The following is a 13,404-nucleotide window of genomic DNA, read 5'->3' as shown; positions in this document are numbered from 1 at the left end:
GTGAAAAATATCACGCCTTTTTATAAGATTAACGTAAGAAATAACGATAAGATTTGCTTTCTGTTACATCTTCAAAAACATAATTGAGTTGGGCAAGTGCCTGTTCAAATTCTGCTTGTTCGCATTCTTCAATTTGGAACCCAGCAAGGATATTTCCATAGTCCGCACCATGGGCACGATAATGGAATAATGAAATATTCCAACGATTTTGCAAGGTTTCTAAAAATTTCAATAACGCACCTTTTTGCTCAGGAAATTCAAACGTATATAAGCGTTCGTTATTATTGGCTGCTCGACCTCCCATTAAATAGCGAACGTGCGTTTTCGCAATATCATCATCAGACATATCCTCAACATCAAAACCATTTTTAGTGAGGTCTGCAATAATATCTGCATTTTCTTGCTCATTTGTCGTTCTTACCCCAACAAACACGCAAGCACGTTTATCATCTGCATAACGGTAACTGAATTCGGTTACTGCTCGATTACCTAATACATAAGCAAATTTTAAGAAACTACCAGGTTGTTCAGGCATGGTCACGGCTAATAAAGCTTCTCTGTTTTCACCAATTTCACAACGTTCAGATACATAACGTAATGTGTGGAAATTCAAGTTCGCGCCAGACAAAATTGCCGCCATATTTTTGCCTTCAATATGGTTTTGTTTTGCATATTTTTTCAAACCGGCTAAACCTAACGCACCTGATGGTTCTGCAACAGCACGAACGTTCTCAAATAAATCTTTCATTGCTGCGCATACTTCGTCACTATCGACCAATACCATATCATCAAGATATCGCTGACATAGGCGGAATGTTTCGTCGCCAATGCGTTTTACGGCAACGCCATCGGCAAATAATCCAACATGGGTTAAATCTGTTGGTTCGCCTTTATCGAGAGCGGCTTTTAAGCACGCGGAATCTTTTGATTCTACACCGATGATTTTAATTTCTGGCATAAATTGCTTAAGCAAAATTGCCACACCTGCAGCTAAACCGCCTCCACCGACTTGTACAAACACATAATCCAAATCTGCCACTTGTTGTAGCATTTCCATCGCTAACGTGCCTTGCCCTGCGATCACTAATGGATGATCGAATGGAGGAATAAATGTCATATTTTTTTCTTTTGAAAGCTCAATCGCTTTTGCTTTAGCTTCATCAAAATTAGCACCGTGCAACAACACCTCGCCACCAAAACCACGCACTGCATCCACTTTAATGCTTGGGGTGTTTTGTGGCATGACAATCAATGCTTTTAAGCCTAATTGTTTCGCTGATAATGCCACGCCTTGCGCATGGTTACCTGCAGATGCCGCTATCACGCCCGCTTCTTTTTGTTCTGCTGAAAGGCTAGAAATCATTGCGTAAGCGCCGCGTAGTTTAAAGCTATTTACTGGCTGACGGTCTTCTCGTTTAATCCAGATATTATTGTGCAGTCGTTCAGAAAGTTTTCCCATTTTTTGTAAAGGGGTCACTTGCGCTGCTTCATATACGCGTGAACCAAGTTTAACAATGGCATTGATATAATCTGATTGAGAAGGTTGAGGATTGCTGAGTAGGTTTTTCATAGTGTTTGTTTTGATGATGAAGTGCGGTTAGTTTTTCCTTTGTTTTATCCCCCTCTTATGAAAGAGGGGGAACCGTTAAATTATCTTAATAATGTTTTATCGCGTACCGCACCTTTGTCCGCTGAGGTCGCAAAGTGACCGAATACTTTCAATGCGAAAGATACTTCACGCTCACGGTGAGCAGGCTGCCAACCTTTTTGATCTTGTTCGGCTCTGCGTGCTGCGAGTTCTTCATTACTGATTTCTAAGTTAATTGCACGATTTGGAATATCAATGTTGATAATATCGCCATCACGTACTAAGCCTATTGCACCGCCAGAAGCAGCTTCTGGTGATGCGTGTCCAATAGACAAGCCTGATGTACCACCAGAGAAACGCCCATCCGTTAATAAAGCGCATTTTTTGCCTAAGCCCATCGATTTTAAGTAACTGGTTGGGTATAACATTTCTTGCATACCAGGTCCACCTTTAGGGCCTTCGTAACGGATAACAACAACATGACCTTCTTTGACTTTACCGCCTAAAATGCCTGCAACCGCATCTTCTTGGCTTTCAAATACGATAGCAGTGCCTGTGAATTTCCAAATAGATTCATCTACACCAGCGGTTTTAACGATACATCCGTCTTCAGCGAGATTACCGAATAATACGGCTAAGCCACCTTCTTGTGAAATCGCATTTTCTTTATTGCGAATACAACCGTTTACACGATCATTATCAACGGTATCCCAGCGGCAATCTTGTGAGAATGCTTGAGTTGTGCGGATACCTGCAGGGCCTGCACGGAAGAATTTATGTAATTCTTCATCTTGATTGCGAATAATATCGTATTGGTCTAGTTGCTCTCCCATGCTCATTCCAAGCACGGTGTGTGTATTTTTATGAATTAATCCAGCACGATCTAATTCACCCAACAATCCCATAATACCGCCTGCACGGTGTACGTCTTCCATATGATATTTATTGGTGTTTGGTGCAATTTTGCTTAAACAAGGCACTTTGCGCGATAAACGGTCAATATCTTCCATTTTAAAATCCACGCCTGCTTCTTGTGCTGCCGCTAATAAGTGTAAAACAGTGTTACTTGAACCACCCATTGCGATATCGAGGCTCATTGCATTTTCAAAGGCATCAAAAGTACCGATTGAACGAGGCAATACGCTTGCATCATCTTGTTCGTAATAACGTTTGCAAAGCTCGACAATTTGACGACCTGCTTTTAAGAATAATTCTTTACGGTCTGCGTGAGTGGCTAACATGGAACCGTTACCAGGTAAAGATAAACCTAAGGCTTCAGTTAAGCAGTTCATTGAGTTAGCGGTAAACATGCCAGAGCAAGAACCACAAGTTGGGCAAGCGCTACGCTCAATCGCATCAATACGCTCATCGCTTACATTCGGATCGGCTGCCTCAATCATCGCATCTACTAAATCTAAGCGGATTAATTGATCAGAAAGTTTAGTTTTACCTGCTTCCATCGGGCCGCCTGAGACAAAAATTGTCGGAATGTTCAAACGCATTGCCGCCATCAACATTCCTGGAGTGATTTTGTCACAGTTGGAAATACACACCATCGCATCAGCACAGTGCGCATTGACCATATATTCTACGCTATCAGCGATTAAATCACGGCTTGGTAAAGAATAAAGCATCCCGCCATGTCCCATCGCGATACCATCATCCACCGCAATAGTATTGAATTCTTTTGCTACGCCGCCCGCTTTTTCAATTTCAGCAGCAACAAGCTGTCCCATATCTTTTAAATGCACATGCCCAGGTACGAATTGAGTGAAAGAGTTCACCACCGCAATAATCGGTTTACCAAAGTCATTTTCTTTCATCCCTGTTGCACGCCATAAGGCACGTGCGCCTGCCATATTACGACCTTGTGTACTAGTCGCTGAACGTAGTTTTGGCATAAATAATCTCTCCGAGTAAAATTTTAGGGTTTGTTTGTATTACTAATTTCTTCATTAATTAAGACTGCCAAATCTCCCCACCCCCTCTTTGCTAAAGAGGGGATTTTCTTTATAAATTTGCTGTCATCTGACTAATTTATATTTGCCATATCAAAGTAGAACAATGATACAAAATCTCGCTCGTTACTCCCCCTCTTTAGCAAAGAGGGGGTGGGGAGATTTGACAGAAGATAATACGAAGAAATTATTCGATAAAATTAAGTTTATAAATGCAATTATTTAGATAAAGAGCCTACCGATTAAAATAAAAGTGCGGTCAGATTTAATAGTAATTTTTAACCACATTTAAATTAAATTGCTCCATTAGCTATATCTACACACTTGTAAACCATTTGTTTTGTATCGTATTGTCCTTCAAATTCTTTTTGAAAATTTTCTTTCGCCTTTTCACAATGCTCTTTTGTATTATGAATTGAGAGTGTTGTCATATAGCCTGTATAGTTTTGCAAATAAGTGAGAACATAAGCAGCTTGTGATGAAGTTGCGAATACTAATCCTGATACGGCTAAAAATGATTTAAAAAATTTAGTCATAATGTCTTCCTTTTTAAATAATATTTAAAACATCTGGCAATTTTGCCAACTGATTCACTAATAGATCTAAAGTGCGGTCAGATTTTACGGTGATTTTTAACCGCACTTGGGTTTCAATTAGTGTCATGTCCATCGTTGTAACGGTAAAACCGCGGTGGCGTGCTACGCGTAAAATGCGTTCTAGTACTTCAGGGCGATGACGAGCAACGAGTTCAAGTTTATATTCATTCATTAGTTCATCTCCTCTACCATATCCGCGTTACATGCGCCCGGTGGCACAAGTGGCCATACACATTCATCAGGTGGAATACATACTTGTAATAAATAGGCTGTTTTGCTGTTTAATAATCGGTTGAGTGCGGCATCCACATCATCGGCTGACTCAATACGTTCTGCAGGAATACCGAATGCGTTAGCAAGCATCACAAAATCTGGGTTGTCATCTAAAATGGTTTCACTGCGACGTTTATTCCAGAATAAATCCTGCCATTGACGAACCATACCTAAGCGTTGGTTATCCAATAGCAAAATTTTTACCGGTAAATTGCCACGTTTGATTGAACCTAATTCTTGGATATTCATCATGAGTGAGCCATCACCCGTGACCAAAATGACTTCATCTTGTGGGCGTGCTTTTTTTGCTCCCACTGCAGCGGGTAAGCCAAAACCCATTGTGCCGAAACCTGCCGATGTAATGTAGTTTTCTGGCGCAAAATGCTTCATGTGTTGCGCTGACCACATTTGATGCTGACCCACATCGGTACAAATTACTGCATTATTTGGTTTGCGATTAGATAGGGTGTTGAGTAATGCCCAAGGATCAATCGGGCGATTGCCTTGATTTTCAACATAAGTGAAATCTAATTTTGCTTTGAAATTTCTGATTTGTTCACGCCAAGGTTCAATATCAAGATCTTGTTTAAGTGCATTAAGTGCTTGGATTAAATCCCCTTGTAATGCAACATCTGCACGGCGTAATTTATGGATTTCCGCTGCATCAATATCACAATGAATCACTTTGGCATGAGGCGCAAAAGTATCGAGTTTACCTGTTACACGATCGTCAAAACGCGCACCGCATACGAGTAATAAATCACTTTCTTGCACAGCAAAATTAGCAACTTTTGTGCCATGCATACCAATCATGCCCATATACACATCATCATTTGGATCAATTGCTCCTAAACCTTTTAAAGTTGAGACGGATGGTATTTGGGTCTGGGCTAAAAATTCGCGTAAGGTAGGAACAGCTTTCGCCATACCAACGCCACCACCCACATAAAGCACCGGTTTTTTAGCATTTTTTAATAATTCTTTTGCTTCAGCGAGTTTATCTGCCGAAAGTGCGGTCGGTTTTTCTAATGTTTTAACGTAGGCTTTTACATTCGCAGGCACTTCACCAACTTGAATATCACGAGGCACATCAATAAGAACTGGTCCAGGACGTCCGCTTTGGGCAATTTCAAAGGCTTCCGCAAAAACATCAGCTAATTCATCCGCACTTTGAACGATAAAACTGTGTTTGGTACAAGCAAGGGAAAGACCTAGAACATCCGCTTCTTGAAACGCATCCGTGCCGATTAATGGAGAGGAAACTTGACCGGTAATGGCTACAACTGGAATGGAGTCCATCATGGCATCACCTAATCCAGTGACTAAATTCGTTGCGCCAGGGCCTGATGTAGCAATACAGACGCCCACTTTTCCCGTGGAGCGAGCATAGCCAATCGCAGCCATTGCAGCCCCTTGTTCATTGCGACAAAGTAAGTGATCTAAGCCTGCATCATAAAGGGCATCGTAGGTTGGCATGATTGCACCGCCTGGATAGCCGAAAAGAGTCGTGACATGGTGTGCTTTCAGGCACTCCATGATGAGTTGTGCACCTGTCATTGTGTTTGTTTCCTGTTGTTTTTATTTTGGGATAAGTTCAGCATTGTAGCGAAATTTCGAGTCATTGGTAGGGCTTGGCGCGAAAAAAACGAAAAAAGTGCGGTGAAAATTGGCTTGCTTTGAATGTTTATGTTCTTTTTATTAAAAAATTCATTAATTTTTACCGCTCTTTTGGCTTATTTATTGACTGATGATTAGATTTCATTATATTGAAACTCTTTTCATTTTTTTACATAGGATAATTTATGGCTCACTCAGTCCCAAAAGCACAAAAGCGTGAGACTTTTTCTGGTCGTCGTGCATTTATTCTGGCAGCAATTGGTTCTGCCGTTGGTCTTGGTAATATTTGGCGTTTCCCTTACACCACTTATGAAAACGGTGGTGGCGCATTTATTATCCCTTACCTTATCGCGTTGTTAACCGCAGGGATTCCTCTTTTATTCCTAGATTATGCAATTGGGCACCGTCATCGTGGTGGTGCGCCACTTTCTTATCGTCGTTTTAGCCCGCATTTTGAGGTGTTTGGCTGGTGGCAAATGATGGTAAATGTCATCATCGGATTATACTACGCTGTAGTATTAGGCTGGGCGGCAAGCTACACATATTTTTCTTTCACTGGCGCGTGGGGTGATAAACCTATTGATTTCTTCATCGGCGAATTTTTAAAAATGGGCGATATTAAAAACGGTATCAGCTTTGAATTTGTTGGTATGGTAACCGCCCCATTAATTGCGATGTGGATTGTTGCCTTAGGCGTACTTTCTATGGGCGTCCAAAAAGGAATTGCTAAGGTTTCCTCCGTATTAATGCCAGTGCTTGTTGTGATGTTTATGGCACTTGTGATTTATTCCTTATTCTTACCCGGCGCAGCAAAAGGTTTAGATGCATTATTTACACCAGATTGGACAAAATTATCCAATCCAAGTGTATGGATTGCCGCTTATGGACAAATCTTCTTCTCTCTTTCTATTGGATTTGGGATTATGGTGACTTACGCCTCTTATCTTAAAAAAGAATCCGATTTAACGGGAAGTGGCTTGGTTGTAGGTTTTGCTAACAGTAGCTTTGAAGTGTTAGCGGGTATCGGCGTATTTGCAGCATTAGGTTTTATTGCAACAGCGCAAGGTCAAGAAGTTAGTGAAGTAGCAAAAGGTGGAATTGGTTTAGCATTTTTTGCGTTTCCAACCATCATCAACAAAGCACCATTTGGCGAAGTGCTAGGCGTATTGTTCTTTGGATCATTAACCTTTGCCGCATTGACTTCATTCATCTCCGTTATCGAAGTAATTATTTCCGCAATTCAAGATAAAATTCGTATTAGCCGTGGGAAAGTAGCATTCATCGTGGGTGTGCCAATGATGTTAGTTTCTGTCATCTTATTCGGTACGACAACTGGCTTACCAATGTTAGATGTATTCGATAAATTCGTGAACTATTTCGGTATTGTTGCCGTAGCATTTGCTTCTTTAATTGCGATTGTGGCAAATGAAAAACTCGGTTTATTAGGTAATCACTTAAACGAAACATCATCTTTCAAAGTAGGTTTCTTCTGGCGTTTATGCATTGTATTAACGAGTGGTGTTTTAGCATTCATGCTTTTCAGTGAAGGCGCGAAAGTCTTCTCTGAAGGTTACGAAGGTTATCCAAACTGGTTCGTAAACACCTTTGGTTGGGGAATGTCTATTAGCTTACTTGTCGTGGCATTTTTCCTTTCTCGCTTAAAATGGAAAAGCGAAACCAAATTAACGATTGATGAAACTAAAGGAGAATAAAATGAGTACTGGTGCAATTATTATGATGATCGTGTCTCTCGCTTTGGTATGGGGTGGATTGGTTTACGCCCTGATTCGATTACCAAAAGAAGAATAATCATAAATCTGACCGCACTTTGATCTGTCCCCAAAATTTGGACTAAATAACCAATTGATTAAGGTGTAGATTATTAACAAGCATTATTCGATATTATTTAAGGGGCTGAAGCAGATTAACATCATTGCTAATCTACTTTAGCCTCTAATATTTTTAATGTTTATCTAATATTAATGCTAAGTTAATATAAAAAACTTTGTAAGCTTATATATAAGGTATTGTAGATAAGAATAAAAAAGCGACTTACTTTCACATAAGCCGCTTTGGGGGATAACCTAACTAAGTATGTTTAGGTCTGAAGAAAATCATCGTAAAGATTTGCCAGAAGAAGGCGAGTGCACCGAAGATGAAGACAACGTCGCCCCCTAAACGAACCCAACGTAAGGTATCGAATAATGGTTGTTGCATAAATTCTTCACTACGTGCATACCATAAGCCTTCAGAGATACTTGCATATCCTTGAATAACACCGATAGGTAGTAAGCTTGATACGATCATGAGTACTAAACCGCCGTTTAATAACCAGAAGCCCCATTTCATTAACTTATCGTTAAATGGCGTATCTGGACGTAAATAACGAGCGATTAAGAATACGAAGCCTAATGCTAAGAAACCATACACACCGAATAATGCAGCGTGAGCGTGAACGGCAGTCGTGTTCAAGCCTTGAACATAGTAGAGTGAAATTGGTGGATTGATTAAGAAACCAAATACACCTGCACCTAACATATTCCAGAATGCGACGGCAACAAAGCAGTAAAGAGGCCATTTTAAACGGTCCATCCAAGGTGTTTTTTGTTGCATTGCCCAGTGTTCCCAAGCTTCATGACCTAATAACACTAATGGAACTACTTCAAGTGCTGAGAATGACGCACCTACTGCGATAATTGGTGTGGTTGCACCCGCGAAGTATAAGTGGTGGAATGTACCTGGGATACCACCGATTAAGAATAATGCTGCTTCAGTAATGGTTGCCACTGTCGCTGTACGACGTGAAACTAAACCTAAACTTACGAAGATGAATGAAAGCGCCGCTACAGAGAATACTTCGAAGAAGCCTTCTACCCATAGGTGAACTACCCACCAACGCCAGTATTCCATCACAGAAATGTGAGTGTGCTCGCCGTAGAATAATGCAGGGCCATAGAATAAGCCGATTGCAATGACAGAAGCGAAGAATAACGCTAATAAGTTTTTGTCTCCTGGTTGTTTGAATGCGTTCACTGTACCGCGAAGCATTAAGACTAACCAGAATAAGATGCCTGCGAATTTCACTGCTTGCCAGAAACGACCTAAGTCAATGAACTCATAGCCTTGGTGACCGAACATGAAGCTCCATTCTTCAGGGAGAATATGCGCAATCGCTAAATAGCTACCGGTGAATGAACCGACGACTAATACTACTAATGCCCAGTAGAGAACATCCACACCCAATTTTTGGAATTTCGGATCTTTACCGCCATTAATGATTGGTGCAAGGAATAAACCACCGGCTAAGAATGCCATTGCAATCCAGAATAAGGCAGCTTGAATATGCCATGTACGCACTAATGAATATGGGAAGTATTGAGAAATATCAATACCATAGAATTCCTGACCTTCAACAGTATAGTGAGCAACAATCGCCCCTAAATTCACTTGCAATAAGAATAGTGCAAGCACCGTAAAGAGATATTTGCCTAACGCACGTTGAGAAGGAGTAAGTTGTAATTTTGTGAGTGGATCGAACTCAGGCATTGGTGGTTCTTTTTCATCTTCACGTTTTTTGAATGACCAAATCCATACCACAAAACCAATACCTGCAATTAGGAATACCACACTCGCAATAGACCAAATCACATTTTCTGGTGTTGGTACGTTATTAATTAACGGTTCATGTGGCCAGTTGTTGGTGTAACTTGCGTGAGTGTTTGGACGTTCAGCTGATGCAGTCCATGCTGTCCAGAAGAAGAATTTAGCTAAGTCTTTACGAGCTTGTAAATCAGGAAGAGTATTATCCTTCATCGCAAAGTGTTCACGGGTCACTTTGGTTGCAGGATCATCACCGTATAAAGAGATATAGTATTGTGCTGTTTTTTCCATTGCCGCTAAGCGGGTGTTCGAAAGCACAACGGTACCGTTTTCAACTTTGCTGCCGCGATATTCTTTGGTTAAACGCGCTTTTAATAAAGTTTGTTGTTCATCATTTAAATCTGCAAAGTTTTTACTAAACTCTTGATTCGCTGTAATGTCCAACCAATTAGTTAATTCACGGTGAAGCCAATCTGCTGTCCAGTCTGGTGCTTGATATGCACCGTGCCCCCAAACAGAACCCACTTGCATACCGCCAGTAGTTTGCCAAGCTGTTTGACCATGTAAAATATCATCGTGAGTAATCACTTTCTCACCTGATTCTGAAACATATTGTTGTGGAATCGGTGGTGCTTCACGATAAACTTCAAACCCATAGTAACCGAGAATGGAGAATGCTCCAATCAATACGGCGACTAATAGGTACCAGAACTTTTTATACTGTCCCATTTTATCACTCCTAGGTTATTGAAAAATTAACTTCCTATTAAAATCATAGGTAAATATTTTACACAAAGCAAAATACCCGACTAATTATATCGGGTATTATGACACTAAAATAATACCTATAATAAAGTAATTGACTAAATTAGTAGGTTATTTTTGATCGAGATCATCCAAAAAGCGCAGTTAAAAAATGTTTTAACAGTTTTTCAATTCCCAAAAGTATTGCCTTTCTACTAGAAGTAGTAGTTAATTTAAGTATGTAAGACAAGGTTTAAAAATTTGAGTTTGGTGTAAGATATCAATGTTTAAGTTAATTTGTGTACAGTCTAAATTTATAATAGTGGATTTACTTTGACTAAGTGCAGTTATTTTTTATACCCATGGAGTTAGAATGAAAAAATATTTCTTGTCATTATTTGCCTTACCTATTTTTTGTTTTGCTCAAGAAGAACCCATAAATCCCGCATTGCTTGGATTGGGTCAGGCTTTCTTTTTTGATAAATCACTTTCTCACAATAAAACACAGAGTTGCTCTACTTGCCATATGCCTGCAGCCGCTTTTGCGGATTTACGTGAAAATGATATCGATAAAATGGTTTCACAAGGTGATGATCCGACAAAGTTTGGTAATCGCAATACACCAACGGCAATTTATGCAAAATATTCCCCTGATTTTCATTTTGATGAAAAAATTAAGGATTATGTTGGCGGCCAATTCTGGGATGGTCGAGCAAAACATTTAGCTGAGCAGGCGGGGGGGCCTCCAATCAACCCAGTTGAAATGGGCATGAAAGACAAAGCCAGCGTGGTAAAACGTATTGCCGAAAATCAAGCAGTGAAAGATTACATTACCAAGCATTGGGGCGAGGAAATTTGGCAAGATGATGAGAAAATTTACGCCATTATGGAACAGGCACTTGCTGCATTTCAGCAATTAGATTTGTTTGCTCAATTCAGTTCTAAATATGACCGCACTTTGGCAGGGCAAGATAAATTTACTGAGCAAGAGGCATTAGGCAAGGCGTTATTTTTTGATAAAGAAAAAACAACTTGCAGTAATTGTCATCAGCTGAATGAAAAAGATCATCGTGAAGAAACTTTTACAAATTACCGTTATTTCAATCTCGGCGTACCGAAAAATGAGGCATTGATTGCTCACAATAAATTAGGCGAAGATTGGGTGGATAATGGATTGTTAGATAATCCAATGGTGAAAGGTGACATCGCTCAAAAAGGCAAATTTAAAGTGCCGACATTGCGTAATGTCGCCGTGACCGCACCTTATATGCATAACGGCGTATTTAAAGAACTACATACCGTATTATTATTTTTAGATAGCCATAACAATCCTGAACGTAAGATTAATCCCGAAACGGGCAAGCCTTGGTCGGCAGCAGAATATGCGCCAACGGTAAGCCATAGTGATCTTAAAGGTAAACCTCTTACTGATGCAGAAATTGATGCGTTGGAAGCATTTTTGAAAACGTTGACTGATGCAGCCTATGATAAGGGCGGTGAGTAAGATAATTTCACCGCACTTAAAGCTAAAATTTAAGTCACATTTCTATGTTACAATTTAAGGCATCATTTTAAGGGGGATATATGTCAGAGAATTTGTGGCTTTTTAGCTTGTTAGCAATCGTTGCTCTATTGATTTTATTGCTTATTCTACGCCAGCAAAAATATACACATCTTCATCAAGAATTATCGAAAACGACTCAAGATTATAATCAACTTGCTAGTAAATTTGATGAGCTCAGTGGCGTTAAAAACCAGTTTGAACAACAAACAATTAAAGTACAGACTGAAAATCAAGGACTGCAATATCGTTTAACTGAACGTGATGAACAAATACATCATCTCACGCAAGAACGACAAAATTTGACCGAAAAATTGACCGCACTTTCTCAAGAATTGACGGGATTAAAAACAACTTTAGCAGAGAAAGAAAAACATTTTTCGGAACAACAACAGAACTTTGAACAATCTAAGCAGCAGTTGGGCGTGGAATTTCAAAATTTAGCCAATCGGATTTTAGATGAAAAAAGTCGATCATTTAGTCAATCAAATCAAACGGCATTGGAAACCTTGCTCAAGCCTTTCCGTGAGCAAATTGAAGGTTTCCAAAAACGTGTCAATGAAATTCACTCCGAATCCGTAAAGGGCAATGCAGGCTTGGAAGCTGAAATCAAAAAAGTGCTGGAAATTGGTCTGAATATGTCACAAGAGGCGAGTAATTTAACTTCTGCACTGAAAGGCGAAAAGAAAACGTTAGGTAACTGGGGCGAAGTACAATTAGAACGAGCGTTGCAACTGGCAGGGCTTGAAGAAAATGTGCATTACCGTGCTCAAGCGCATTTTAAAGATGAACAAGGTGGACGCAATTACCCTGATTTTGTGTTGAATTTACCCGATGATAAACATTTAATTATCGACAGTAAAATGTCGCTCGTGGCTTACGAAAGTGCGGTAAATTCTGACGATGATTTTGAACGTGAGCGTTTACTCAAAGAACATATTTCTGCATTAAAAACCCATATTAACGATCTGCATAAAAAAGATTACAGCAATCTTATTGGCATGCGTAGCCCAAATTTTGTTCTTATGTTTATTGCGGTAGAACCGGCGTATATTGAGGCTTTAAAATCTGATCCTGCTTTATTTAATTACGGTTATGAACGTAATGTAATTATGGTTTCTCACACTACGCTAATGCCGATTTTACGCACCGTGGCAAACCTATGGCGCATCGAACGCGGCAATGCTGAAGCCAAAGAAATCGCTGAAAAAGCGGGCGAAATTTATAACCAAATTTGCTTGGTCGCAGAACGTTTAAGTAAGCTTGGTAATACCCTTTCCACCGTCAGCAACCAATACAACAGCACAGTAACCGCACTTGTTGGCCAACAAGGTTTAGTTGGTAAAGTAGAACGATTTAAAACCCTTTCCGCAAAAGCCAATAAAACAATGTCCGATGTGGATCTGTTAAATAATCAGGTGGATTTGGCGAGGTTAGAAGCATTGAACTTATCTAAATAAATCTATT

Annotated in this window: 10 protein-coding genes; 4 read left to right on the top strand and 6 right to left on the bottom strand. The window is 40.0% G+C overall.

Going from position 1 to position 13,404, the window contains the following annotated elements; all coding sequences use genetic code 11:
• Nucleotides 1–28: 28 nt before the first annotated feature.
• From ilvA to ilvG, 5 genes are all read right to left on the bottom strand, one after another.
• Nucleotides 29–1,570 carry a threonine ammonia-lyase, biosynthetic gene (gene ilvA / locus DV424_RS02965; protein ID WP_118859012.1) on the bottom strand — a complete coding sequence of 514 codons (1,542 nt, stop codon included), beginning with the start codon at nucleotides 1,568–1,570 and terminating at the stop codon, nucleotides 29–31.
• Between the two features lie 80 nt (nucleotides 1,571–1,650).
• Complete coding sequence (gene ilvD, locus DV424_RS02960; RefSeq protein WP_105888077.1) at nucleotides 1,651–3,489, bottom strand: dihydroxy-acid dehydratase; 1,839 nt, start codon at nucleotides 3,487–3,489, stop codon at nucleotides 1,651–1,653.
• A 350-nt stretch (nucleotides 3,490–3,839) separates the two neighbouring features.
• Nucleotides 3,840–4,082, bottom strand: a complete 243-nt coding sequence (locus DV424_RS02955) for a hypothetical protein (RefSeq protein WP_118859011.1) — start codon at nucleotides 4,080–4,082, stop codon at nucleotides 3,840–3,842.
• Between the two features lie 13 nt (nucleotides 4,083–4,095).
• The gene (gene ilvM / locus DV424_RS02950) at nucleotides 4,096–4,314 is read right to left on the bottom strand and encodes an acetolactate synthase 2 small subunit (RefSeq protein ID WP_118859010.1); all 219 of its coding nucleotides are present in this window, start codon (nucleotides 4,312–4,314) and stop codon (nucleotides 4,096–4,098) included.
• Nucleotides 4,314–5,972, bottom strand: a complete 1,659-nt coding sequence (gene ilvG / locus DV424_RS02945; RefSeq protein WP_118859009.1) for an acetolactate synthase 2 catalytic subunit — start codon at nucleotides 5,970–5,972, stop codon at nucleotides 4,314–4,316. Before ilvG ends, ilvM begins: the two co-directional genes overlap by 1 nt.
• A 245-nt stretch (nucleotides 5,973–6,217) precedes the next feature.
• Between ilvG and DV424_RS02940 the strand changes: the two genes are divergently transcribed.
• Both DV424_RS02940 and DV424_RS02935 read left to right on the top strand, forming a co-directional pair.
• Nucleotides 6,218–7,744 carry a sodium-dependent transporter gene (locus tag DV424_RS02940; protein ID WP_118859008.1) on the top strand — a complete coding sequence of 509 codons (1,527 nt, stop codon included), beginning with the start codon at nucleotides 6,218–6,220 and terminating at the stop codon, nucleotides 7,742–7,744.
• Between the two features lies 1 nt (nucleotide 7,745).
• Entirely contained in the window at nucleotides 7,746–7,841 is a 96-nt protein-coding gene (locus DV424_RS02935) for a methionine/alanine import family NSS transporter small subunit (protein ID WP_005629210.1), read from the top strand.
• A gap of 279 nt (nucleotides 7,842–8,120) precedes the next feature.
• Here the strand turns inward: DV424_RS02935 and DV424_RS02930 are convergent, their stop codons facing one another.
• Nucleotides 8,121–10,361, bottom strand: coding sequence for a nitric-oxide reductase large subunit (locus tag DV424_RS02930; RefSeq protein ID WP_118859007.1), 2,241 nt, complete (start codon nucleotides 10,359–10,361; stop codon nucleotides 8,121–8,123).
• Nucleotides 10,362–10,749: 388 nt separating this feature from the next.
• On the opposite strand from DV424_RS02930, the gene DV424_RS02925 reads away from it, so the two are divergent.
• A complete protein-coding gene (locus tag DV424_RS02925) occupies nucleotides 10,750–11,880 on the top strand; it encodes a cytochrome-c peroxidase (protein ID WP_053466288.1) in 1,131 nt (376 codons plus the stop codon).
• Nucleotides 11,881–11,960: 80 nt separating this feature from the next.
• Nucleotides 11,961–13,397 (top strand): DNA recombination protein RmuC, encoded by a 1,437-nt coding sequence (locus DV424_RS02920; protein WP_118859006.1) that lies wholly within the window; start codon nucleotides 11,961–11,963, stop codon nucleotides 13,395–13,397.
• The last annotated feature ends 7 nt before the right edge of the window (nucleotides 13,398–13,404 follow it).

The organism is Haemophilus haemolyticus (genome assembly GCF_003493605.1).
GTDB classification, from domain to species: domain Bacteria; phylum Pseudomonadota; class Gammaproteobacteria; order Enterobacterales; family Pasteurellaceae; genus Haemophilus; species Haemophilus haemolyticus_J.
Note: the sequence above shows the minus strand (reverse complement) of the source record. Positions and strands in the feature narration are given on the sequence as shown.